Raw genomic sequence first — 23,013 nt, forward strand, 5'->3', positions numbered from 1 at the left:
TTCAAAAAGTCGGACTTGAAGGGTGACTCCGCCGAATCTAGAGTCGAGCTACTTCATGGCCGGGGGTGACTTCGAACCATCGGCGATGGGTCGTCCGTGAACAGGGGGCGGCGGCGCGGCTGAAAAAAGAGTGGGCGCACAAGAACGCCCGCTGCGCTCAAGGGTGTGGTCGATGAAAGACCTGTTCCAAGATCAAGTGGTGGCGCTGATCCCGCGGCTTCGCGCCTACGCGATGAGCCTGTCCGGCTCCAGTGCGGAAGCCGACGACATCGTGCAGGACGCCCTGGTGCGCGCCTGGCGGTTCCGCGACGGCTACCAGATGGGAACCAACCTGCGCGCCTGGCTCTACCGTATCGTGCGCAACGCCTTCTACACCCAGGCCGCCAAGCGCCGGGACACGGTGGAGGACGTCGACGGCCGCTGGGCCGCGACGCTGTCCTGCACCCCGGACCAGGAGTGGCGGGTCCAGTACGCCGAACTGCTGCGGGCGCTCGATCAGCTCAGCCCGGACTCCCGCGACGCGCTGCTGCTCGTGGTCTCCTCGGGGCTGAGCTACCAGGAGGCCGCCGAGATCTGCGGCTGCGCCGTCGGCACCATGAAGAGCCGGGTCAACCGCGCCCGCGGCCGGCTGGCCCAGATCGTCGATTTCGACCTGCACGCCTCCGGCCGCCGCGTCCGGCCGACGGACGATGCGGACGTGCGAAGGGATCTCTGCGCCTGAACGAGGCCCGCCGATCGGGCGGGCGGTGCTGCGAACGGGTCCCGGAGGTCCTCAATGCAGATCTGGCGGCGTTGGCATCGAGCACGGGGGCGCGGCCTCGGCGCCGCCGCTCTCGCCGTCCTGGCCGCCGCCGGCGCCTCGGGCCCCGTCCGCGCCCAGGACGCCCAGGAGCTGGAGCAGCGGCTGCGGGCGGTCGAGGCGCGGATGGCCGCCCAGGAGCGGCGGCTGCGCGAACAGGAAGCCGTCATCGCCGAACAGCAGCGCACGATCCATGCGCTGCAGGCCGAGCCGCTGGACGACCAGCGCGCCGGCGGCGCGGTGTCTCGGGCGGTCCTGACGGGCCTGGGGCCCGACCGGCTGCTGGCCCGGGAGACGACGCCCGGTCCGGCGCGCGCGGGCGGGTCCGGCCGGGGCGCCGAGCGCCTGCTGATGGCCGACCTGAGCATCGGCGACCTCAATCCCGCGCCGCGCCATGTCGGCGAAGCGCCGCCCGAAGAAAGCCCGGTGCGCCAGGCGGCGGCCATGCCCGAGCAGGCGGGCGTGCTGACCCCCAGGGGCCAGGTGCTGCTGGAGCCGATCATCGAGTACAGCCGCACCAGTTCCAACAGGCTGGTCTATCGGGGGGTCGAGATCGTGCCGGGCGTGCAGCTCGGGGTGCTGGAGGCCGGCGACGCCGACCGCAACTCCGGGGTCTTCACCCTGTCCGGCCGCTACGGCCTGACCAACCGCCTGGAGCTGGAGGCGCGCGTTCCCTACGTCTACCGCAGCGACCGGCTGACGACGGTGCGCCAGCAGAACGACGCCATCGCCCGCTCGCAGGACGTGCAGGGGGCGGGGCTGGGGGACATCGAACTGGCCCTGCGCTACCAGCTCAACACCGGCGCCGACGGCGCGCCGATCTTCATCGGCGCGGTGCGCGCCAAGCCGCCGACCGGCAAGGGGCCCTACGACGTCACCTATGACGAGTTCGGCATCGCCGAGGACCTGGCGCGCGGCTCGGGGTTCTGGGGCGCCGAAGCGGGCCTGACCATGCTCTACCCGACCGATCCGGCGGTGATCTACGCGGGGCTGGGCTACAACCACAACATCGCCGACGACGTCGACAAGACCCTGGGCAAGGTGTTCGTCGGGCGGGTGGATCCGGGCGACTCCATCAGCGCCAACCTGGGCTTCGGCCTGGCGCTCAATCCGAAGTTCTCCGTGTCCCTGGGCTACAGCCACAACTACGTCTTCCCGACCAAGACCGAGATCGACGGCGTGCTCCAGGAATCCAACAGCATCCAGGTGGGCTCGATGCTGATGGGGCTGTCGTACCGGCTGAACGAGATGCGCACCCTCAGCGCCAACTTCGAGTTCGGCGTCACCAGCGACGCGCCGGACGTGCGCTTCGTCGTGCGCGCGCCGCTGATCTACTGAGACGCCGGCCGGCCGAACCGGCGGTCAGCGGGCGGCGTGGCTGAGGGCGTCGGCCATGGCCTCGTCCAGGCGCATGGCCGTCTGGGCCGAGAGCGCCTGGCGCTGGACCTCGTCGAGGGCCGGCACGTTCAGGGTCACCTCGGTCTCCTGGCGGATGTCGCGGTTGTTCGCCGTGTTCAGGATCACGTTGCGCACCTGGCCGTCGTCCAGCTTGTGCAGGATCGTGGTGGCGCCGCCGTCCCCCGGCAGCACCAGGCCGCGCCAGGCCTCGGCGCCGCCGGGGAGGGCGAGGGCCTGGGGCGCGGCGCCGAGACCGGACATCTCCACCGGACCCTGGTCGGTCCAGGTCACGTGGGTCTCCAGCGCCATGGCGCCATCGACGAAGGTGCGCACCACCGCGCCGAAGCCGAACTCCAGCCCGTCGGGGGTGCGCAGGCCCCCGCGCTGCTGGTCGAGCGCCGCCTCGCCCAGGGGGGCGGCGGCCTCGACCCGTCCGAAGGGCTCGGCGGCGGCGGGCGCGCCGAGGGCGAGGACAAGGCCCGCGGCCAGCGTCGGCGCGAGGCGGTTCACCGGAGCACCTCGTTGAGGGAGAACACCGGCGTGATCTGGTTGATGACGGGGAGCTGGCGGGTGAAGTCGGACAGGGACTCGTCGCTCATCGGCGCGTCCAGGGGCGCTGCGTTGCGGCGCCACTCGGCCTCGGCGTTGTAGACCGCCGCGGCGTCGCGGATCAGGAAGACGACGCCCTGCCAGACCTTCTCGAACTCCGCGCGAGGGTAGGTGCGAAGGCCTTCGGCCGGATCGCCGACCAGCACCTCGTCGGGGCGCACCCCCTTGATGACCACGAAGTGGCGGTAGGTCTTGACCTGGATGATGGTGATGGCCGGCGCGCGCAGGGCCAGGAGCTGGTCGTAGGTGAGCTTGTAGCCGTCGGCCGGATAGCCGCGCGCCTCCAGGTAGCGCTTCATGTCCAGGAGCGAGAAGCCGACCTTTCGGATGCGGGACTGGTCGCCCGCCGCGTACATCGTCTGGAACACCTCCGCCTCGCCGACCGGCAGGCCGTAGTGATGGTGCAGCAGGGTGGCCAGGGCCGCAGAGCCGCAGCTGTAGTCGTACTGCTGGCGCACCACCGTGCGGAACGGGATGTCGCGCAGGCTCGTCACCGGCACCGCGTAGAGCTCGCCGCCCTGGGCCAGGGCGACCTGAGCCGCGGCCGGGGCGGAGAAGCCGGCCAGGGCCGCGAGCACGAGCGCGGGCGAAAGGTACGCGAGGGGGCGCATGACTAGAGGCCGGGCGAGCCCACGATGTTGACGCTCACGACCCCTTGCAGGTTGTTGTTCGCGCCTGTGTTGAAGACGAAGTTGCCGACGCCGCTGAAGCCGCTGAAGGCGCTGTCGGTAAGGGCGATGTCCCCGGACTGGACCGTGTCGGCGGTGATCGAATTGCCGCTGTTGGTCGCGGTGAGCTGCTGGCTCGACATCACGTTGACGTCGCCGGCCGTCTCGGCCTCGAGATCCGCGGGGCTGAGCGTCGGCGGAGGGGACGGCGACGGTGCGGACGCCGGCGCCGCCGGCTCGGGCGGGGCCTCGGCCGCATGCCCGGTGGCGAACGCCGCCGCGGCGGCCGCGGCCGCCAGAGCTGCGCACCATGATCGGCTTCTCATGTCGAACCTCCGACCTTGCCCGACCGTGGACCCCTGGGGTCGAGGGCGGGGCCGGCCCGACCGGCCCCGCACCCCAGGCCTACGGCGCCGCCGCCGGGGAGCCGAAGCTGATGTTGGCGTTGGCCGAAAGGGCCGTGGCCGACTGGTTCAGCGAGCTCAGGCCCGTGTTGTTGCTGGAGGTCTGGATGCCGGCGAAGCCGGAATAGGACCCGCCGTCCGCCGCGATGTCGCCCGTCCGCACGCGCCCGCCCTGGGTGTCGCCGCCTTCGGCCGTCACCGGCGCGCCGGTGACCGCACCGTTGAGGAACTGCAGCGACAGGCTGGCCGTCGTCGTGTTCGTCGTGGTCGAGTTGTCGGAATTGTCCGAGTTGTCCGAGTTGTCGGAGTAGTCGTTGCCCTGGTTCGAATTGTCGGAGTTGTCGGAATTGTCCGAATTGTCGGAGTTGTCGGAGTTGTCGTTGCCGGAATCGGCGACGCTGAACGAGTTGCCGGAGTTCGAGCTGTCGGTGTTCCCGGAGTTGGAACTGTCGGTGTTGCCGGAGCCGGAGCTGTCGGTGGCGGTGATCGTCGCCGTGCCGCCGTTGTCGGTGGTGGTGTTGTCGGTCGTCACTTGAGCCCAAGCGGCCGAACCGCCGGCGGCCAGGACAAGCGCCGATGCGGTCGCAAGAAGAATACGGGTCATACAGCCCTCCCAGGGATCGGTTCTACGGGTGAAAGCACAGGCGGAGGCAGACGCCCTCCTGCGCAAAGAAACCGGGCCGCGCGGCCGGGAGTTCGCCGCACGTTTTAGTTATTGCGGCTCAGCTTGACCCCGGCGAAATGACTGATCCGGCGTGGAAAACCGGGCGCGCTGCGCGGTCCGGCGAATCCGCGCAAGACGGGGCGACGAAGGCGACCGCCGCGTCTATGGATGGGCTCATGTCAGAGAACCTCTTCTCGCTGTTCGCCTCGCGCTTCCCGCAGGATCGGGCGAAGCCCTGCTTCCTGACGCCGGACGGCGGCGCCGTCAGCTACGGCGAGCTGGAGGCGGGGGCGGGGCGGCTGGCGGCGCTCTTGCGGGCCAAGGGCGTGCGGACCGGCGACCGCATCGCGGTGCAGGCGCCCAAGAGCCCGCAGATGGTGATGCTCTGGCTCGCCACCCTGAAGGTCGGCGCGGCGTTCCTGCCGCTGAACACGGCCTATACGGCGGCCGAGATCCAGTACTTCCTCGACGACGCCGAGCCGGCGCTGTTCGTCAGGGACGCGGCCGCCCTGGCGGCGGAGGCGCAGGACCTGGAGCCGCTGGACGAGGTGGTTCCGCGCGCGGCGTCGGACCTGGCGGCGATCCTCTACACCTCGGGCACCACCGGCCGCTCCAAGGGCGCCATGCTCAGCCACGGCAACCTCGCCGCCAACGCCCTGGCGCTGCACGCGGCCTGGGGGTTCACGCCGGACGACGTGCTGCTGCACGCGTTGCCGATCTTCCACGTCCATGGGCTGTTCGTGGCGCTGCACTGCGCCCTCCTGTCAGGCGGACCGATGCTGTGGCTCGACAGGTTCGACGAGGCCCAGGTGCTGGCGGCCCTGCCCAGGGCCACGGTGATGATGGGGGTGCCCACCTTCTATGTGCGCCTGCTGGCTCATCCGGGTTTCACGCGCGAGGCGGCCGCGCATATGCGCCTGTTCATCAGCGGCTCGGCGCCGCTGCTGGAATCCACCTTCGAGGACTTCGAGGCGCGCACCGGCCAACGCATCCTGGAACGCTATGGGATGAGCGAGGCGGCGATCATCACCACCAATCCGCTGGATGGCGAGCGGGTGGCCGGCAGCGTCGGCTTTCCGCTCCCCGGCGTCGGCCTTCGCATCGGCGGCGGGGAGGATGCCGGCGTCATCGAAATCCGGGGGCCCAGCGTCTTCTCCGGCTACTGGCGGATGCCCGAGAAGACCGCCGAGGAATTCACGGCGGACGGCTGGTTCATCACCGGCGACGTGGGCCGGGTGGACCCGGACGGGCGGGTCTGGATTTCGGGCCGGGCCAAGGACCTGATCATCTCCGGCGGCTACAACGTCTATCCCAAGGAGGTCGAGCTGGTGCTCGACGAGCTGGCGGGGGTGGAGGAAAGCGCCGTGATCGGCGCGCCGCACCCGGATTTCGGCGAGGCGGTGGTGGCCGTGATCGCCGGCCAGGGCGAGGAAGCCGCGGTGATCGCGGCGGCCCGCGAGAAGCTGGCGGCCTTCAAGGCGCCCAAGCGCGTGGTCTTCGTCCGCGAGCTGCCCCGCAACACCATGGGCAAGGTGCAGAAGAACATCCTGCGCCAGACCTACGCCGACCTGTTCGGCCCCAGAGGGAGTTGACGCGCGTCCAAGCGTCGCAAACCTGTCAACGGTCGCGTTTATGAGACCGTCCGACGTAGGAGCAATTCGGCTCATCGAGCCGGCGCTCGCCAGAAGGAACTTGGAGCTAGGCACATGAGGGCATGGATCGGATTTGCGGCCGCGGCCGCGTTGCTGGCCGGGTGCGGCCAGAACGCCGGCGGCGCGGGCGGCGCAGGCGGCGGCGCGGCGGGCGGTCCGCGGCAACAGGTCTGGGCGGCCGGGTCTTCGACGGTGTTCCCGTTCGCCACGCGGGTGGCTGAGAACGTCGCGCGCACCACCGGCGGCTCCCCGGCCAAGGTGGAATCGCTGGGCACCGGCGGCGGCATCAAGCTGTTCTGCTCGGGCACCGGCTCTTCCTATCCCGACATCGCCAACGCCTCGCGGCCGATGAAGAAGTCCGAGTTCGAGGCCTGCGCCGCGAACGGCGTGAACGACGTGGTCGAGATCAAGATCGGCTTCGACGGCATCGTCATCGCCAACGCCCTGAACGGCGCGACCTATGACCTGAGCGAGGAGGAGATCTTCCGCGCCCTGGCCGCCGACCTGCCGACCGGCGAAGGCTTCGCGCCGAACCCGAACAAGACCTGGGCGGACGTCGACAAGACCCTGCCGGCCGAACGGATACAGGTCTACGGCCCGCCGCCGACCTCGGGCACCCGCGACGCCTTCGTCGAACTGGGCATGGAAGGGGGCGCGGTGAAGATCCCGCAGCTCGCCGAGCTGAAGAAGTCCGATTCCGAGGCGTTCACCGCCCGGGCCCACACGATCCGCAGCGACGGCGCCTGGACCGACTCCGGCGAGAACGACAACGCCATCGTCCAGACCCTGACCAAGACTCCGGGCTCGCTGGGCGTCTTCGGCTATTCGTTCCTCGAGAACAACGCCGACCAGGTGAAGCCGGCGACGATCAACGGCGTCAAGCCGACCCACGAGACGATCGCCGACGGGTCCTATCCGCTGGCGCGTTCGCTCTACATCTACGTCAAGAAGGGCAATATCGGCGTCACGCCGGGGCTGCGCGAGTACGTCGCGGCCTTTGTCTCCGACGCGGCGACGGGCAAGGGCGGCTATCTGCTGGAGCGCGGCCTGATCCCGCTGCCGGCCGATCAGCACGCGGCGATGAAGACGGTGGCCGAGACGCTGCCGGTGATGGCGGCGCCCGAGCGCTGAGCAGAGTGACGGCGGCCCCGCCCGCGGGGCCGCCGATCACCTAGATTTAACCCTGCGCCGGTCGCGCAAGGGCACAATTGTCGTCAAACTCGTCTAGTAGACCCCCAAGTCGCGCGAAAGTACGACGCGTGTGGTGGAGGAGCGGGACGATGAAGACCATCACGGTGAAAGCCGTCCCCGGCGGCTGGATCGTCGATCAGACGCCGGATGGCATGCCTCTCATGTTCCTCGGCGGCGGTCGCGCCGAACAGAAGGCGCGAGAGCTGGCGAAGCTGATTTCCCGTGGCGGCGAGTCCGCGCAGGTGGCCGTGCACGACCGAGGCGGTCGGCTCGTCGGCCAGTTCCACTACGAAGCCGAGGCGATCGGCGTCTGATCGTTCACCGGATCGGGCGCGGCGGGGCGCTCGGTCGCGCGCAGGGCGGCCACGAAGTCGTCGCGCCAGGCGGCCACGTCCTGGGTCATGACGTTGTGCATCAGGGGCGTCCAGCGGGAGATCCGCTCTTCGCGGCTCATGGCCAGGCCCTTGCGGATTGCCTCCGAAACGTCCTCGCGGCTGAACGGATTGACGACCAGGGCTTCGGGCAGCTGCGCCGCGGCGCCGGCGAACTTCGACAGGATCAGCACGCCCGGATCGTCCGGGTCCTGGGCGGCCACGTACTCCTTGGCCACCAGGTTCATGCCGTCGCGCAGCGGCGTCACCAGCCCGATCCGCGCCGCGCGGTAGATGCCCGCCAGCTCGTCGCGGCGGTAGGTGCGGTTCACATAGCGGATGGGCACCCAATCGACGGTCGCGAAGGCGCCGTTGATGCGGCCGGCCACAGCGTCGAGGCGGGCGCGGATGTCCTGGTAGGCCTCCACTTCGTCGCGGCTGGGCGTGGCGATCTGCAGGAGGAAGACCTTCTCGCGCTCGTCGGGATTGTCGATCAGGAACTGCTCATAGGCCAGGAACCGTTCCTCCAGCCCCTTGGAGTAGTCCAGCCGGTCCACCCCCACCATCATCTGCCGCCCCGCCAGGCTCTCCTGCATGCGGGCGAACTGGGCGCGACCCTCGGGGCTTTGCGCCGCCCGGGCGAAGTGATCGGCGTCGAGGCCGATGGGGAAGGCGCCGATGCGGGTTCGCAGGCCGAACGCCTCGGCCGCGCCCTCGGCGCCCACCGCCCCGCCGGCTTCCTTGACCACGTAATCCTCGAAGGCGGTCAGGGAATCTTCGGTCTGGAAGCCGACGAGGTCGTAGGCGAACAGGGCCTCCACCAGCTCGCGATGCTTGGGCAGAGTGGTCAGCAGACGGCGGGCCGGCCAGGGGATGTGCAGGAAGAAGCCGATCCGGTTCTTCATGCCCAGCTTGCGCAGCTCCCGCGCGAGCGGGATCAGATGGTAGTCGTGCACCCAGACGAAATCGTCGGGCTCGATCAGCGGGCGCACCGTCTCGGCGAAGCGGCGGTTGACCCGCGCGTAGCCCTCGTCGAACGAGCGCTCGTAGGCCGTCAGGTCGATGCGGTAGTGGAACAGCGGCCACAGCGTCTTGTTGGCGTAGCCGTTGTAGTATTCCTGCCGGTCCTGCTCATCGAGGTCGACGGTCGCCACCGTCACCCCGCCGACCCGCTGGATGGCGATCTGGCCGGTGTAGCCCTCGGCCGTCTGGCCGCTCCAGCCGAACCAGACGCCGCTGTATTCGCGCAGCGCCGCGGCCAGGGCCATGGCCAGGCCCCCGACGGCCCCGCCGCCCTCTTCGACAGGCGGGTTGACCCGGTTGGAGATGACGATCAGGCGGCTCATTGCGCGCCCTCCTGTGCGCCTGCGCGCTGGGCGAGGCCGTCGAGCCAGGCCAGCACCTGATCCACCCCGCCCAGGCGGTGGGTGGCGCGGGTCTCGCGCAGGGGGCCGACCAGCACGCCGAAGCCCCCGGCGGCGGCGACGGCGGCGAAGGCGTCCTCGTCGGTCAGGTCGTCGCCGACGAACACCGGCACGCCGCCCTCGAACGGGGCCTCGGCCATGAACGACATCACCGCGTCGCCCTTGGTGGGCCCGGGCGTGCGAAGCTCGACCACGCAGTCGCCGTCCTGCCGCGCCAGGCCCAGGGCGGCCGAGAGGCGACCGCCGAGATCGCGGACCGCCTCGGAGGCGCCGGGGGCGCGACGATAGTGCAGGGCGACGCTCAGGGCCTTGTCCTCGACCTCGAGGCCGCGGTCGGCGCTGGCGAAGGCCAGCATGGCCCGCCGCGCCTCGCCGAGCGCCGGGTGCGGGGGCAGGGCGGCGAACTCGCCGGCGGCCGTGCGCCGCTCCAGCCCGTGGACTCCGGCCACGGCGGCGATCCGCCCCTCCAGAATCCGGTCGATGTCGGCGACGGTGCGCCCGCTGACGATGGCCGTGCGCCCGCCCAGGGCGCTGGAGACCCGGGCCAGGAGGGCGTTGCGCCCGGCCTGCGGGCCGACCGCCTGCGGCTCGGTCTCGATGGGGGCGAGAGTGCCGTCCAGGTCCAGGAACAGCGCCATACGGTCCCGGGCCGGCCAGGCCGGCGCGCACGCGGCGTCGATGAGGGGGATGGGGCGGATCATGCGTCGGCAGGCTCCGGCTGCGGCGGGGCGACCACCATCTTGAGGTGCGGATAGGGGATCTCGATGCCGTTGGCGTCGAAGGCGTGCTTGATACGGCGGTTGTACTCGCGCCCGACCGTCCACTGCTGGATGGGCCGGGTCTTGATGCGCGCCTTGATGATGATCCCGCTGTCGCCGAGGCCGTCGACCCCGACCACCTCGATCGGCTCCAGGATCAGGTCGGAGAAGGCCGGATCGGCCTGCAGTTCGTCGCCGGTGGCGCGCATCACCTCGATGGCCCGGTCGATGTCGGACTCGTAGGAGACCTGCAGGTTGAAGACATAGTAGGAGAACGTCTTGGTCAGGTTATGCACCACCTGCGCCTCGCTGTAGGGGAAGACGTGCAGGGTGCCGTCGAAGTCGCGCAGGCGGATCGTGCGCAGCGTCATCTGCTCCACCAGTCCGCCGAAGCCGCCGATGTTGACGATGTCGCCCACGGCCACGATGTCCTCGGCCAGGAGGAAGACGCCGGTCAGGAAGTCCTTCACCAGGGTCTGGGCGCCGAAGCCCACGGCGATGCCGACCACCCCGGCGCCGGCCAGCAGCGGCCCGATCTTCACGCCGATCTCGGAGAAGACCATCAGGAGGGCGATCAGGGTGATGGCCGTCTGGGCCACGCCCCGCAGCAGCGGCGCCAGGGTGGCGAGCTGGGCCTTGCGGCGGCGTGCGGTCGAAATCCGCGTCAGCCGTCCGATGAACTGGTTGATCAGCAGGCCGGTGATCTCGATGGCGGCGAAGGCCACCACCACCAGCAGCGCCACCCGAAGAATCGACCGCACGAGCTGTTCGCCAAGTCCCCGCGACATCCAGGCGCCCAGGTCGAAGCCCCACACGCCCAGGGTCAGATAGAGGGCCGCGAGGGTCAGTCCGGCGTCCAGGATCGAGACGGTGAAGCGGGCCACGCGGCGCGTGCGCACGTGCTTCTCGGCGTCGGACGGGCCGGGCAGGATCTTCGCCCCACGGTTCAGGGCGGCCTTCACGAGCTTGGAGAGAATGAATGCGGCGGCGATGATCAGCGCCGTCAGCCCGCTGTTTATGGCGAGCTCCGTCGCGGTGAGGCTGGCGAGGTCGTCCCACACCATCCTGGCGACGGCGAGAAGCTGTTCACTGGCTGTGGTCATTCGGTGTCCGTGGTCTGTCCCGACTGCTGAACGCGGAACCGGGGGTTTGCGCCCTCACCGAGGGAAAATTTGCCCGCAGGTCCACGAGAGCGGCGTTTCCCAGGCATGTGAAGGCCGGCGATCAGACAAGCTGAGAATATCCTGTCGGCGGTCACTGGATGTCCGATAGAAATGTCGGCCTGCCTCCGGAAAGCACAGCAGCGATCGACGTCGGAATACTTCCGCCGGTCGACTTAGCTGAGCCTGAAAGCGCGATGCGAAAACGCACGGCGCCAAGCGCGCCGGCGCATCAATTGTTTAGCATGACAATCCGGCCTGCGGGCTGATCTCACGCAGGTGTGAAGCGCTGCCTTGGCGGAGCTTCAGTGGGATGTCGCCGCCATGGACGCCACATAGGCGCGGACGAGATCCACCCCCTCGCGGTGCACGAGGCTGCGGCCGAGTTCGGGCATCATCACGCCGGGTTCGCTGGACTCCATGCGATGCACCAGGATCGAGCGGTCCGGATGGCCCGGGTCGATCGAGACCTCCAGGCCGCCGGACCCGCGGCCGGCCGCCACGGGCCGCTTGCCGACGCCAAGTGCAGCGGGGCGATCCTCTTCCAGGTTCAGGAACAGGCCGCTGTTGCTGGCGATGCCGGCCGGGTTGTGGCAGTGGCCGCAGTTGGCGTCGAGATAGGCGCGGGCGCGCTCGGCCAGCGGTTCGGCCGGGTCGTCCCAGCGGGCGGTCCGCGGCGCGGCCGAGGGCCTGGGAGCGTCGGGCATGATCGCCGCCCCGCGCCAGTGCGCCAGTTGGTTCTGCTCACCTTGCGGATAGGCGAACGGGCCGTTCAGGTTTCGCGCCTTGGGGCCGATCGGGGACAGCGTCCCGTTCAGCGAGTGACATTCCTTACACTGATTGGCGTTGGGCACGGCGTAGTCGATCGCGAGCGGCGCGCCGTCCAGGCCCGTCACGGCGATGTCCAGCCTGGCTCCGGCGCGCTTCAGCACCGCTTCGGTCTGCTCGGGGTTCCAGACGTAGGCGAGGGCGGTCCAGCCCTCGGCCTTGCGGATCAAGAGGCGCGTCTCGATCAGTCGGACGTTCTCGCCTGGCCGGCGCAGGTCGGCCGGATAGGCGAAGGTTTTCACCAACACCGCCCCGACCGGGAAGTCGAGCACGCCCTCGGCCCGGTAGCCCACGTGCGTTCCGGGGGGCAGGTAGAGGTGGCGGAACTTCTCGGCGTAGTCGCTGAACAGCGGCGTGTTCAGGGCGTAGGGCGTCACCCCGGCGTTCGGCCGGCGTCCGCCCGCGTCGAGGAACAGGCGATAGGCGGAAAGGCTCGCCGCCGGGGCCGGCGCCAGCACCACGTCCAGGGCCACCGGCGCGGGGGCCGCGCCGAGCTGCAGGGCCGCGGCGAGCGCCGCCAGGACCGCCGCCAGCCGCTTCACGAGCCGAGCGCAGCCTGGGCCGGGGGAAGGCTGACCGCCGCAGGCTCGGCGGCCGGCTCGCCGCCCAGGGTGGGCGTCACTTCGGGCCGCGCCTTGTCCAGGGCGCCGGCGGCCGGCAGGTTGAGGTTCAGCACCGGGCCGGTGGTCAGCGACAGCCGTCCGGCCTCGGCGGAGACCTCGCCGGTGCGCGGGTCCACCGTCACCCCGTCCCACATCACCGGCGGCAGCATCCCGCCCGCCGCCTGGGCGAGCTCGGCGCCGCCGGGGAACTGCGGCGCCCAGCCGTTTCGGCCCAGCCTGTTGTCGCGCACCACGATCTCGCGGGGCAGGGGATTGTAAGACTTGTCGTCGAACGGCTGGGTGTAGGCCACCAGCATCACCGCCGCGCTCTGGTTGTCGGCGATCTCGTTGTCGAAGACGTGGACGTTGCGGTTGGCCATGACCATCACGCCGGTGCCGGTGGGCACGTTGGCGACGATGTTGCCCTTGGGCGCGAAGTTGGGCGTGTCGTTCCGCACCACCTTGTTGCGGAACAGGCGGGTGGAATGGCCGCCCATCTGCGGCAGGTTGGGCAGGTCGAACACCAGGATGCCGCCGGCGTTGCGGGTCGCCACATTGTCGAAGACGTCGGCGTTCATCGAGTTCTCGATCTCGATGCCGGCCACGTTGAACTCGGCGGTGCTGTTCCTGACCACGATGTTCTTCGACTGGCCGACGTAGATCCCGGCGTCGGAGGCGCCGCGCACCGTCACCTTGTCGATCAGGACGTTGGTCGAGCTGACCGGATAGACGCCGTAGGCGCCGTTCTTCTCGTTGGGCCCGCCGGTCCATTCCACCCGCAGGTTCACGAAGCTGATCTGGTCGGAGCCCTTGGCCTTGATTCCGTCGCCGCGGGTGTCCTCCACCGCCAGGTCGCGCACGGTGACGCGGTCGGAGGTGACGAGCAGGCCCTCGCCGGCGCCCTTCTGGCCGGCGAAGCTGAGCACCGTCGCTTCGGGGCCGGCGCCGCGGACCACCACGTCGTCGACGTCCAGCGACAGGCCGTCGACCAGCACGTAGCGGCCGGGGCCCAGGACCACTTCGTCGCCTGGCTTGGCGTCGAGCAGGGCCGTCTGCAGCCGTTCCTGGGCGTCCTCGCCCGCGGCGACCTCAAGCGTCTTGGCCTCTGCGGCCTGGGCGGCGAGCGCCAGGGCGGCCGCGGCGATGGCGAGCCTCATGATGGGCGTCCCTTCCTTCGATTCCGTCCGGCGTCTGGCGCGCCGGCGCCGGAAGGTGGCCGCAATCGGCCGTCGGACGCAATGGAGAACTGGGGCGAAAAGGCGTCGAATTCGGCGCGGCCGGGCTCGACGCGGGCGGGAAGCCTTCTATCTTCCCCGCCATGTCCAAGGGAGGAATTCAGGGTGGATCTGCAGCTCAAGGGTAAGAAGGTCGTGGTCACCGGCGCGACGCGCGGCATCGGCCGGGCCATCGCCGACCTCTTCGCCGACGAAGGCGCGGACGTGGCGATTTGCGCGCGCAACGAGGGCCAGGTGGCCGAGGCGGTCGCGGCCCTGAAAGCCAAGGGCGTGCACGCCTTCGGCCGGGCGGTCGACATCGCCGACGGCCCCGCGCTGCGCAACTTCGTCACCGATGCGGCCGAGGACCTGGGCGGGATCGACGTGCTGGTCTCCAACGCCAGCGCCCTGGTGCAGGGGGCGCGGGAGGAGGACTGGCGCGCGATGCTGGACATCGACGTCCTGGGGGCGGTGCGCACCTTCGAGGCGGCCAAGCCGTTCCTGGAGAAGGCCGGCCAGACCCACGGGGACGCCTGTTTCCTGATCACCTCGTCGATCTCGGCCGCGGAGGCGAACGCCCCGTCCGCCTACGGCGCCATGAAGGCGGCGCAGATCCACTTCGCCAAGGGCCTGGCCCGCGAGAACGCCCCCAAGAGGATCCGCTGCAACCTCGTCTCGCCGGGGACGGTCTTCTTCGAAGGCGGCGTGTGGGGCAACGTCAAGGCCGGCATGCCCGCCTTCTTCGAGCAGATGATCAAGCGCAACCCGACCGGGCGGATGGCCACCCCCGAGGAGATCGCCGCGGCGACGGTGTTCCTGGCCAGCCCGCGGTCCGCCTTCACCACCGGCATCAACATGGTGGTGGACGGCGCCATCAGCCAGCGCGCCAACTTCTAGGCCCGGACCATGATCGAAGAGACCGTCGAGATCCCCACCCGGGACGGCTTCGCCACCACCTTCATCTGCCATCCGGAACGGGACGGGCCGCACCCGCTCGTCCTGTTCTTCATGGACGCGCCGGGAATCCGCGAGGAGCTGCGCGACATGGTGCGGCGGCTGGCGAGCGTCGGCTACTACGTGATGCTGCCCAACCTCTACTATCGCAGCGGGGTCATGGAGCTGGCCGATCTCCCGCCGCTGGAGCCGGACGCCGCGCGCGATCGCATGTTCGGGCTGATGAACTCGATCGGCATTCCCGAGGTGATGGCCGACTCCGACGCCCTGATCGCCTACGCCGACGGCCAGGCGGCGGCCTCGGACGGCCCGATCGGCTGCGTCGGCTACTGCATGAGCGGCCAGTACGCGGTCAATCTGGCGGCGAGCTATCCCGCCCGTGTCGCCGCGGCCGCCTCGATCCACGGCACCATGCTGGTCACCGACCGGCCGGACAGCCCGCACGTGGCGGCCTCGAAGGGAACCGCCGAACTCTACTTCGCCTGCGCCGAGACCGACCGCTGGGCGCCGATGGAGACGGTGGAGGCCCTCAGCCAGTCGCTGGCCGCCGCCGGCGTGGCGGCCGAGGTGGAGATCTATCCCGGCGCCGAGCACGGCTTCGTCTTTCCCCAGCGCGCGCTCTATCACCGCTCATCGGCCGAGCGGCACTGGGAGCGGCTGTTCAGCCTCTATCGGCGGCGGCTGGGGTAGGGGGCTTCAGACCGGCCCGACGCTGAGGCCGGGCCGCTCGTTGTCCCAGATCATGGAGATGATCCGCCAGCGGCCGTCCTCGCCGCGATAGAGCTGGATCGAGTTGATCCCCCGCCGTTCCGGCGTCGGATCGTCGGGCGAGGTGCGCGCCTCGTAGACGCTCCAGGCGTGGGCCATGTTGCCGAAGACCTGGAGCCGGCGGGCGGTCTCGACCTCGTAGAAGGCGTTGGCCGCGAAGAAGGCGGCGACGTCGTCCACATAGGCCTTGGGCGACATGATCCTGATCCAGGGCGCGCCGGCCGCGTCCAGGCCGGTGCGCATCTGGCGCGCCTCCGGATGGAAGATCTGGTCCTGCACGGACCAGTCCCGGGGCCCGGCGGGCCCCGAGATCATGGCGTACATGGCGTCGATGACGGCGCCCGGGTCGGTGAAGTCCACGCTCATGCGCGGACTAGATCACACGCGCTTGGGGATCACCACCGGCAGGCGCTCGTAGCCCTTCACGAACACCGAGTAGGAGCGCTTGGGCTCGTCGAGGACCTCGATCCTCGGGAACCGCTTCATGATCTCTTCCCAGATGATCTTGAGCTGCAGCTCGGCCAGGCGGTTGCCCACGCAACGGTGGATGCCGAAGCCGAAGGAGATGTGGTGGCGCGGACGCTCGCGGTCGATGATGTAGGCGTTCGGGTTGTCGATCACCTCTTCGTCGCGGTTGCCCGAGACGTACCACATGACCACCTTGTCGCCTTCGCGGATCTGCTTGCCGCCCAGCTCGAAGTCGCGGGTCGCGCGCCGGCGCATGTGGGCCAGCGGCGTCTGCCAGCGGATGGTCTCGGAGACCATCGAGGGGATAAGGTCCGGATTGGCCCGCAGCTTGTCGTACTGGTCCGGGTTCTTGTTCAGGGCGTAGACGCTGCCGGAGATCGTGTTGCGGGTGGTGTCGTTGCCGCCGACGGTCAGCAGCACGACGTTGCCGAAGTATTCCCGCGGCTCCATGTCCTTGGTGGCCTCGCCGTGGGCGAGCATGGAGATCAGGTCGTCGCGCGGCGGGGAGGCGACGCGGTCCTTCCACACCTCGTCGAAGTAGGCGCGGTACTCCATGAAGATCTGCATCTTGTGCTCGAGCGAGTCGACCAGGCCCTGCCCGGGGGCGGCGGTGACCACGTCCGACCAGTAGGTCAGCTTGCGCCGGTCCGCCTGCGGGATGCCGAACAGGGTGGCGAGGGTCATCGCCGTCAGCTCCATCGACACCTTGTCGACCCAGTCGAACTCCTCGCCGATCGGCAGCTCGTCCAGAATCTTGGCCGCGCGCTCGCGGATCAGGGGCTCCAGGATCGCCAGGTTGTGCGGCGACACGGCCGGGCTGACGGTCTTGCGCTGGATGTCGTGCTTGGGCGGGTCCATCGCGATGAACATCGGCAGCGGGCCCTCGTCGCCCTGCTGGTCGGCGATGGTGATGCCCGGCTGCGAGGAGAACACCTCGTGGTTGGTGTCCACCGCCATGATGTCGTTGAACTTGGTGACCGACCAGTAGGGGCCGAACTCGCTGTCGGCCGTGTAGTGGATCGGCGCTTCCTTGCGCAGGCGCTCGAAGATCGGCCACATGGCGTCGGCCTGGAAGAGCGCCGGCTGCGCCGGGTTCAGCTCCTCGAGCGGCGTCGAATAGGCTTCGGCTTGCGCCGCCTTGCGAATGTCCACAGTTCCATCGGCCATGTTTGATCCTCCCGGTCGATTCCAGCTACCTAAAAATGACGCACGCGTCAACTTTTCTTCGGCGGGAGAAGGCTTGAAATCTGCGCCGACACGGGCGAGGCCGCGCGGATGATCATCCCCATCGAGGATCCGGACGATCCGCGCATCGCCGCCTATCGCCAGGTGCGCGAGCGCGACCTCGTCGGCCGCCGGGGCCTGTTCATCGCCGAGGGGGAGGTGGTGGCGCACCACCTGGCCCGCGCGCCCCGGCACCGGCCGGTCTCGGCGCTGATCGCCGAACACCGGATCGAGGCCCAGGCGGAGCTGATCGCAGCGCTCGGGCCGCAGACGCCGGTCTACGCCGCCGCCCAGCCGGTGATGGACGCCATCGTCGGCTTTCCGATCCATCGCGGCGTGCTGGTCCTGGGGGAGCGGGCGCCCGAGCCGGACCCGGACGCAATGCTGGCCGCGATGGACGGGCGGGCCGTGGTGGTGGCCGTCTGCGGGGTGGGCAACCACGACAACATCGGCGGCATCTTCCGCAACGCCGCCGCCTTCGGCGCCGCCGCCGTGCTCCTGGACGCGCGCTGCTGCGATCCGCTGTACCGCAAGGCGATCAGGGTGTCGGTCGGCGCGGCCCTGATCCTGCCGACGGTCCGGCTCGCCGCAGGCGCGGACATGGTGACCCTGCTCCAGCGGCACGGCTTCGAACCCCTGGCGCTGAGCCCCGCAGGCGAGACGGCGCTGACCGACTATCGTCCGCGCGGCCGCACGGCGGTGATCCTCGGGGCCGAGGGCCCGGGGCTGGCGCCGGAGGTGATGGCGCGGGCGCGCACCGTGCGGATTCCGATGGCCGCCGGGTTCGATTCGCTGAACGTCGCCGTGACCAGCGGCATCGTCCTGCACCACCTGACGCGAAGCTGACCGTTCAGCCCCTGGCTTTGCGCCGTCGCTCCCGCTCGGCCTGGAACTCGGCCATGGCCTCGCGCGGTTCGGGGGTCGACCAGGCCTGGGCGAAGGCGTCGATCCCCGCGGCGACCGCCTGGCTCATCGGCAGCTCCTCCCAGCGGCGGATCAGCGCCTTCTGCAGGCGCACCGCCTGCGGCTTGGCCGCGAGCAGGGCGTCGAGCCGGGCGTCGACCAGGGCGTCCAGCGTCTCGGGCGCGGCGAGCGCCTCCACGAGGCCCCAGCGCTCGGCCGCCTCGGCGCCGAAGGTGTCGCCGATCAGCAGCATCTCGCGGGTCCGGCCCCAGCCGACCAGGGCCGGCAGCAGGGCGGCCTCCACCACCGAGGGTATCCCCAGCTTCACTTCGGGCATTCCGAACACGCTGCGGGTGGAAGCCAGGCGAAGGTCGCAGGCCGCCGCCAGCTCCAGCCCCGCCCCCAGGGCGAAGCCGTCGATCCGGGCGATCACCGGCGCCGGCAGGTCGCGCAGCGCCGCGCAGCAGCGGTGGACGCGGGTGATGAACGCCCGGCCGCTGGCCGCGTCCAGGCCGGCCATCTCGTCGATGTCGGCGCCGCCCACGAACGCCCGGTCGCCGGCGCCGGTCACCACCACGGCCCGCAGGGCCTCGTCCGCGGCGAGGCGGGCGGCGGCCTCGGCGAAGGACTCCATGAGCGGGCTGTTCAGGGTGTTGAGCCGGGCGGCGTTGTCGATGGTCAGCCGCGCTATGCGGCCGCCGGTCCTGGCCTCGTAGTCCACCTTCACGGCGCCGGTCATTGCAGAGCTCCCTCGTCAGCCGTCCAAGGGTTCCGTCGCTTCGGCGCCTGCCGCAAGGGCGCCGACTGGACTTCCGGCCCGATGTGCGGCCCAATTGGAGCGCTCGCCAAGGTGACGAGCGAGGCCCGCAACGACGGGCCGCGGAGGAGATCAGGCCCATGGCGTGGGTGGACGAGGAGGCGCCGCGAAGGCGCTATCATGTCGGCAATCTGCGCGCCGAGCTGCTGCAGCACGCCCGGGCGATCCTGGAGGAGGCCGGCCTCGGGGCGCTGAACCTGCGGTCGCTGGCGGCCCGTGCGGGGATCGCCCCCGGGTCGGTGTACCACCACTACGCCAGCAAGGCGGCGCTGCTCGCCGGGCTCGCCGCCGAGGGCTACCGCGAGCTGCAGGCGGAACTGGAGAAGGTGTCGCGCGAGGCGCCGCAGGGGGCGCGCATCCGCACCTGCGCCCGCGCCTACTTCGCCTTCGCCCGCGCCCAGCCGGCCCTCTATGGGCTGATGCACGACGCGGCGGTGATGTCGGATCCCGAGGTGCGCGCGGCCATGGCGCGGGCGTTCGCGGTGCTGGAGGAGCTCGTCGGCGTCGCGCTCAATCCCATCCAGCCGCGCACCCCGGAGGAGCTGCACAAGGTCGCCCTGGCGGTCTGGGCCTGCGGGCACGGCGCGGCGGCCATGACCCTGGCCAAGGTCGAGGCCGACGCCGACCTCATGGAAAACGTGATCGTCGGGCTCGAGGTGCTGTTCCGCCGCGCCTGACGCCGGCGTCATTTCAGCCTATCCAAACAGTGTTCACGGGTTCCTGCTGGGCGGGCGCCGGGAGGATAACACAATGGCCGATGGCAACATCACCAAGGACATCATGTACGACGCCGTGTCGCCGGACGACTTCGAGTCGATGCTCGAGCTCGACCGCTACAACGCGCGTTCGACCGCCTTCGACAAGATCATCTCAGCCACCCACGACCACTTCTGGGACCCGCTCGACAAGAAGTACATCGACTTCGACGAGCCCTGGGACATGGAGAACGAGGCGCTGCTGCCCGACGACCAAGTCATGTCCCTGGGCGTGCCCTATGTGCGCGAGCACCTGGAGAAGACGGGCCAGAAGGTCCGCTTCATCAACGAGATGGTGCTCTGGAACTTCTCCTCGATCCTGCACGGCGAGCAGGGCGCGCTGAACCTTTCGGCCAGCCTGTGCCACGTGCTGAAGGACCAGGGGGCGCAGGAGTACGCCGCCAACCAGACCCGGGAGGAAGCCCGCCACGTCACCGCCTTCGCCAAGTACATCAAGGCGCGCTGGGGCCGGCCGCGGCCCTGCGGCGCCACCCTGCAGGCGCTCCTGGTGGACATCATCCACGCGCCGGAGGTCTACAAGAAGATCATCGGCATGCAGATGCTGGTGGAGGGCCTGGCCATGGGCGCCTTCGCCGCCGGCTTCCAGTACAACCGCGACCCGCTGGCCCGGAAGCTCTTCCAGCTGGTGATGACGGACGAGGCCTTCCACCACAAGTTCGGGAAGATCTGGGCCGACCGCACCATCCCCAAGCTCAGCCCCGAGGAGCACGCCCTGATCGAGGACTGGTCGGCGCACTGCTTCCAGTCGCTGCTGTTCAACATGGGCTCGCCCCTGCAGCAGAAGGCTATCTACGCCGACTTCGGCCTGGACCCCGAGCGCGTCATGAACGAGATGCGCGCGCTCTACCAGAACGATGAGAGCCGTCGCGAGCGCCTGAAGAGCCAGACCAACATCTTCCGCGTGCTGATCAAGACCCTGCTGAACGCGGGCATCATCACCGACCGCACCAAGGCCTTCTATGCGACCTATGTCGACATGGACGAGCTGAAGGGCGAGGGCGACCGGATGGTCGGCGACGACATCGCCGAGGAGGGCATCAAGTACCTCCAGGAAATCAACTTCAAGGACCGCGTCGCCGGGGCGATCTCCATCGCCGCGGAATAGGCGCCGCGCGCGGGCCGTCGGGGGGCGGCCCGCGCGCCAGCTTCAGGCGGCCCGGGAGCCGTCGGCCGCCGCCTCGGCCAGCAGAGACAGGGCCGTGCGCAGGCACGCCATGCGCACCCGCGCCCGGCCGATGTCGCCAAACGCCTCCCGCCGGCGAAGGGTCGATCCCGTCCGGCGGGCGCAGGCGAAATAGACCAGCCCCGCCGGCTCGTCGGGCCCCGGGCCGGCTTCGCAATAGCCGGTGATCGAGACCGCGAGGTCCGCCTTGGAGCGCGCCAGGGCGCCCTCGGCCATGGCCCTGGCCGTCCGCGGGGAGACCGCCCCGTCGGCCGCCAGGATCGAGCGCGGCACGCCCAGCGCCTCCAGCTTGGCCTCCTCGGAATAGGCGACGAAGCCGCGGTCGAAGGCGTGGGAACGGCCGGGAAAGTCGGTCAGCAGGGCGGCCAGCAGACCGCCCGTGCAGCTTTCCGCCGTGGCCAGCCTGAGCCGCCGCTCGTCGCAGACCTTGAGCACCTTGCGGGCCAGGTCGTCGACTTCGGCGGACAGGGCAGGATCAAGCGCTTCGGCCATGGCGCGCTCAGTGGACGGACTTGGCTCCGTCGGGAGCCATCTTGCCCATAAGCTCCTCCTTGCGGGCCATGAGCTCTTGGCCCATCGACTTCAGGTCGAGGTCGGTCTTGCGCACCCTGGGGAAGTACTCCTTCTCCTCTTCCTTGACGTGGTGCTCGATGATCTCGCTGAGCACCGTGACCTTGGCGTCGTAGAGGTCGTCGCCGGGCTTCATCTGCTCGATCTCGGCGATCAGCTTCTTGGCCGAGTCGTGCTCGACGACGGCTTCGTCGACGATCGAGTCGTCCTGCAGCACCTGGCGCGAGGCCGGATAGAAGATCTCCTCCTCGATCTGGGTGTGGACCTTCAGCGCCAGGCAGATCTTGGCCGCGAGCTCGGATTTGCGCGTGTCGGCGCGGGCGCGCTTGAACTCGTCGAACCAGCCCTCGACCTCGCGGTGGTCGTCCTTGAGAAGCTTGATCGCGTCCGGCTGGGCCGTGCGGGTAGTGGACTTGGCCTTGGTCGAGCTCTTGCTCGTCTTGTTCTGTGTCGAGGACGTGGCGGTGGCCATGACAGACTCCCTTTCTGGCGCGTGGTGCGCCTCGCCAGCGGTGAACCCCGAACACCGAGGCCGGTTCCGACTTGATTTTCGCCGCCAGACCCGGTGGTTAGGCGCATGTCGCAGGCGCTGAGGATTCACATCGCCGGGGCGGGCGCCCTGGGTCTGGCCTGCGCCGTGCGCCTGGCCGAGGCCGGAGCGCAGGTCAGCGTGTTCGATCCCTCGCCGCCGCTCGCCAACGCCTCGGGCGTGGCCGCCGGCATGCTGGCGCCGGCTTTCGAGACGGTGCTGGACGACGCCGCCCGCCCGCACCTGGCGCTGCTGACGGCGGCGCGGGAGGTCTGGCCCGGTTTTGCGCAACGCCATGGGCTCGCCCTGGACCGCCGCGGCGCCATGGCCGTGGGCGACGGCGAACGGCTGGGCCGCCTGGAGGCGGACTTCGCCGCCCTGGGCCTGGCCGCCGAGCGGCTGGGGACGGCCCAGGCCGCCGCCCTGGCTCCGGGCCTCGCCGCGGGCTTCGCCGGCGGGATCTTCACGGCCGACGACTGGCGCATCGACGCCGGGCCGGCGATCCGGGCCCTGCGGGCCGCCGCGCGGGACCTGGGGGTGGCTTTCCGCACCGAGCCGCTGACGGGGACGGGCGACGCGGACCGCGTCGTCGTCGCCACCGGCGCAGCCAACAGCCTCCTCGGCCTCGCCCCGGAGATCGGCCGGCTCCAGCCGATCAAGGGCCATATCCTGCGGCTCGCCGGCGCGCCCTACGCGGGGGTGGTGGTGCGCGGCCCGGCCGCCTACGCCGCGCCGGCCGAGGGCGGCATGACTGTGGGCGCCACCATGGAGGCGGGGGTGTGCGACGATGCGATCGATCCGCAGCGCACGGCGGCCCTGCGCCAGGCGGGCGAAGCCCTGTTCCCCGGCCTTGCCGGGGCGACGGCCGAGGCGCGCGTCGGCGTGCGCGCGGCCACCGCCGACGGCCTGCCGCTTGTCGGCCCCAGCGGAAGCGGTCCTATCCTGCTGGCCGCCGGCGCGCGCCGGAACGGCTGGCTCCTGGCGCCGCTGGTCGCCGAGGTGGTGACGGCCTACGCCCTGGACGCCGAACCGGGCCCCTGGGCCGCGCGCATGGCGCCGTCGCGCTTCACCTGAGGCGC

At 70.3% G+C, this 23,013-nt stretch carries 25 protein-coding genes; 11 read left to right on the forward strand and 14 right to left on the reverse strand.

Annotated elements, in window-relative coordinates; genetic code table 11:
- Positions 1 to 172 precede the first annotated feature (172 nt).
- Positions 173 to 721 (forward strand): sigma-70 family RNA polymerase sigma factor, encoded by a 549-nt coding sequence (locus ACK4YQ_RS15405; protein ID WP_409612414.1) that lies wholly within the window; start codon positions 173 to 175, stop codon positions 719 to 721.
- Between the two features lie 54 nt (positions 722 to 775).
- Complete coding sequence (locus ACK4YQ_RS15410) at positions 776 to 2,137, forward strand: transporter (RefSeq protein WP_409612416.1); 1,362 nt, start codon at positions 776 to 778, stop codon at positions 2,135 to 2,137.
- Between the two features lie 24 nt (positions 2,138 to 2,161).
- Here ACK4YQ_RS15410 and ACK4YQ_RS15415 read toward each other — a convergent pair whose 3' ends face one another.
- The 4 genes from ACK4YQ_RS15415 to ACK4YQ_RS15430 all read right to left on the reverse strand — a co-directional run bounded on the left by ACK4YQ_RS15415 (position 2,162) and on the right by ACK4YQ_RS15430 (position 4,482).
- Positions 2,162 to 2,707: a hypothetical protein gene (locus ACK4YQ_RS15415; RefSeq protein WP_409612417.1), complete on the reverse strand. Its 546-nt coding sequence runs from the start codon at positions 2,705 to 2,707 to the stop codon at positions 2,162 to 2,164.
- A complete protein-coding gene (locus ACK4YQ_RS15420; RefSeq protein ID WP_409612418.1) occupies positions 2,704 to 3,417 on the reverse strand; it encodes a C39 family peptidase in 714 nt (237 codons plus the stop codon). Before ACK4YQ_RS15420 ends, ACK4YQ_RS15415 begins: the two co-directional genes overlap by 4 nt.
- Before the next feature lie 2 nt (positions 3,418 to 3,419).
- The gene (locus ACK4YQ_RS15425) at positions 3,420 to 3,800 is read right to left on the reverse strand and encodes a hypothetical protein (protein ID WP_409612420.1); all 381 of its coding nucleotides are present in this window, start codon (positions 3,798 to 3,800) and stop codon (positions 3,420 to 3,422) included.
- Positions 3,801 to 3,879: 79 nt separating this feature from the next.
- A complete protein-coding gene (locus ACK4YQ_RS15430) occupies positions 3,880 to 4,482 on the reverse strand; it encodes a hypothetical protein (RefSeq protein WP_409612422.1) in 603 nt (200 codons plus the stop codon).
- 236 nt (positions 4,483 to 4,718) lie between these two features.
- Between ACK4YQ_RS15430 and ACK4YQ_RS15435 the strand changes: the two genes are divergently transcribed.
- The 3 genes from ACK4YQ_RS15435 to ACK4YQ_RS15445 all read left to right on the forward strand — a co-directional run bounded on the left by ACK4YQ_RS15435 (position 4,719) and on the right by ACK4YQ_RS15445 (position 7,699).
- Complete coding sequence (locus ACK4YQ_RS15435; RefSeq protein ID WP_409612423.1) at positions 4,719 to 6,134, forward strand: AMP-binding protein; 1,416 nt, start codon at positions 4,719 to 4,721, stop codon at positions 6,132 to 6,134.
- A gap of 114 nt (positions 6,135 to 6,248) precedes the next feature.
- Positions 6,249 to 7,325, forward strand: a complete 1,077-nt coding sequence (locus tag ACK4YQ_RS15440; RefSeq protein ID WP_409612425.1) for a substrate-binding domain-containing protein — start codon at positions 6,249 to 6,251, stop codon at positions 7,323 to 7,325.
- 149 nt (positions 7,326 to 7,474) lie between these two features.
- On the forward strand, positions 7,475 to 7,699 hold the full coding sequence (locus ACK4YQ_RS15445) for a hypothetical protein (protein WP_409612427.1): 225 nt from the start codon (positions 7,475 to 7,477) through the stop codon (positions 7,697 to 7,699).
- Here ACK4YQ_RS15445 and otsA read toward each other — a convergent pair.
- The 5 genes from otsA to ACK4YQ_RS15470 form a co-directional block, all read right to left on the reverse strand.
- Positions 7,672 to 9,102, reverse strand: a complete 1,431-nt coding sequence (gene otsA, locus ACK4YQ_RS15450; RefSeq protein ID WP_409612429.1) for an alpha,alpha-trehalose-phosphate synthase (UDP-forming) — start codon at positions 9,100 to 9,102, stop codon at positions 7,672 to 7,674. The two genes, ACK4YQ_RS15445 and otsA, sit on opposite strands and share 28 nt — an antisense overlap.
- On the reverse strand, positions 9,099 to 9,881 hold the full coding sequence (gene otsB / locus ACK4YQ_RS15455; RefSeq protein ID WP_409612431.1) for a trehalose-phosphatase: 783 nt from the start codon (positions 9,879 to 9,881) through the stop codon (positions 9,099 to 9,101). Before otsB ends, otsA begins: the two co-directional genes overlap by 4 nt.
- Complete coding sequence (locus ACK4YQ_RS15460) at positions 9,878 to 11,041, reverse strand: mechanosensitive ion channel family protein (RefSeq protein WP_409612433.1); 1,164 nt, start codon at positions 11,039 to 11,041, stop codon at positions 9,878 to 9,880. The genes otsB and ACK4YQ_RS15460 overlap by 4 nt, the downstream gene beginning before the upstream one ends.
- Positions 11,042 to 11,403: 362 nt before the next feature.
- Positions 11,404 to 12,468: an SO2930 family diheme c-type cytochrome gene (locus ACK4YQ_RS15465; RefSeq protein ID WP_409612435.1), complete on the reverse strand. Its 1,065-nt coding sequence runs from the start codon at positions 12,466 to 12,468 to the stop codon at positions 11,404 to 11,406.
- Positions 12,465 to 13,685, reverse strand: a complete 1,221-nt coding sequence (locus tag ACK4YQ_RS15470; RefSeq protein ID WP_409612437.1) for a parallel beta-helix domain-containing protein — start codon at positions 13,683 to 13,685, stop codon at positions 12,465 to 12,467. The genes ACK4YQ_RS15465 and ACK4YQ_RS15470 overlap by 4 nt, the downstream gene beginning before the upstream one ends.
- A gap of 183 nt (positions 13,686 to 13,868) precedes the next feature.
- Here ACK4YQ_RS15470 and ACK4YQ_RS15475 point away from each other — a divergent pair, with 183 nt between their 5' ends.
- Positions 13,869 to 14,639 carry an SDR family NAD(P)-dependent oxidoreductase gene (locus ACK4YQ_RS15475; protein WP_409612438.1) on the forward strand — a complete coding sequence of 257 codons (771 nt, stop codon included), beginning with the start codon at positions 13,869 to 13,871 and terminating at the stop codon, positions 14,637 to 14,639.
- 9 nt (positions 14,640 to 14,648) lie between these two features.
- Positions 14,649 to 15,386 (forward strand): dienelactone hydrolase family protein, encoded by a 738-nt coding sequence (locus ACK4YQ_RS15480; RefSeq protein ID WP_409612440.1) that lies wholly within the window; start codon positions 14,649 to 14,651, stop codon positions 15,384 to 15,386.
- Positions 15,387 to 15,392: 6 nt separating this feature from the next.
- Here ACK4YQ_RS15480 and ACK4YQ_RS15485 read toward each other — a convergent pair whose 3' ends face one another.
- Positions 15,393 to 15,830: a hypothetical protein gene (locus ACK4YQ_RS15485; protein ID WP_409612441.1), complete on the reverse strand. Its 438-nt coding sequence runs from the start codon at positions 15,828 to 15,830 to the stop codon at positions 15,393 to 15,395.
- A 12-nt stretch (positions 15,831 to 15,842) separates the two neighbouring features.
- Positions 15,843 to 17,099 (reverse strand): cytochrome P450, encoded by a 1,257-nt coding sequence (locus tag ACK4YQ_RS15490; RefSeq protein WP_409612443.1) that lies wholly within the window; start codon positions 17,097 to 17,099, stop codon positions 15,843 to 15,845.
- 108 nt (positions 17,100 to 17,207) lie between these two features.
- Here ACK4YQ_RS15490 and ACK4YQ_RS15495 point away from each other — a divergent pair, with 108 nt between their 5' ends.
- The gene (locus ACK4YQ_RS15495) at positions 17,208 to 18,002 is read left to right on the forward strand and encodes a TrmH family RNA methyltransferase (protein WP_409612445.1); all 795 of its coding nucleotides are present in this window, start codon (positions 17,208 to 17,210) and stop codon (positions 18,000 to 18,002) included.
- A 4-nt stretch (positions 18,003 to 18,006) separates the two neighbouring features.
- On the opposite strand, the gene ACK4YQ_RS15500 is transcribed toward ACK4YQ_RS15495, so the two are convergent.
- A complete protein-coding gene (locus ACK4YQ_RS15500) occupies positions 18,007 to 18,798 on the reverse strand; it encodes an enoyl-CoA hydratase (protein ID WP_409612447.1) in 792 nt (263 codons plus the stop codon).
- A 158-nt stretch (positions 18,799 to 18,956) separates the two neighbouring features.
- Between ACK4YQ_RS15500 and ACK4YQ_RS15505 the strand changes: the two genes are divergently transcribed.
- Positions 18,957 to 19,553 (forward strand): TetR/AcrR family transcriptional regulator, encoded by a 597-nt coding sequence (locus tag ACK4YQ_RS15505; protein ID WP_409612449.1) that lies wholly within the window; start codon positions 18,957 to 18,959, stop codon positions 19,551 to 19,553.
- 73 nt (positions 19,554 to 19,626) lie between these two features.
- Positions 19,627 to 20,757 carry a ferritin-like domain-containing protein gene (locus ACK4YQ_RS15510; RefSeq protein ID WP_409612451.1) on the forward strand — a complete coding sequence of 377 codons (1,131 nt, stop codon included), beginning with the start codon at positions 19,627 to 19,629 and terminating at the stop codon, positions 20,755 to 20,757.
- Positions 20,758 to 20,799: 42 nt separating this feature from the next.
- On the opposite strand, the gene ACK4YQ_RS15515 is transcribed toward ACK4YQ_RS15510, so the two are convergent.
- Together ACK4YQ_RS15515 and ACK4YQ_RS15520 are read right to left on the reverse strand one after the other, a co-directional pair.
- Positions 20,800 to 21,327, reverse strand: coding sequence for a CinA family protein (locus ACK4YQ_RS15515; protein WP_409612453.1), 528 nt, complete (start codon positions 21,325 to 21,327; stop codon positions 20,800 to 20,802).
- A 7-nt stretch (positions 21,328 to 21,334) separates the two neighbouring features.
- Positions 21,335 to 21,877 carry a hemerythrin domain-containing protein gene (locus tag ACK4YQ_RS15520; RefSeq protein WP_409612454.1) on the reverse strand — a complete coding sequence of 181 codons (543 nt, stop codon included), beginning with the start codon at positions 21,875 to 21,877 and terminating at the stop codon, positions 21,335 to 21,337.
- A gap of 105 nt (positions 21,878 to 21,982) precedes the next feature.
- Here ACK4YQ_RS15520 and ACK4YQ_RS15525 point away from each other — a divergent pair, with 105 nt between their 5' ends.
- The gene (locus ACK4YQ_RS15525; RefSeq protein ID WP_409612456.1) at positions 21,983 to 23,008 is read left to right on the forward strand and encodes an NAD(P)/FAD-dependent oxidoreductase; all 1,026 of its coding nucleotides are present in this window, start codon (positions 21,983 to 21,985) and stop codon (positions 23,006 to 23,008) included.
- Positions 23,009 to 23,013 lie beyond the last annotated feature (5 nt).

This window comes from Phenylobacterium sp., assembly GCF_046291545.1.
Lineage (GTDB): Bacteria > Pseudomonadota > Alphaproteobacteria > Caulobacterales > Caulobacteraceae > Phenylobacterium.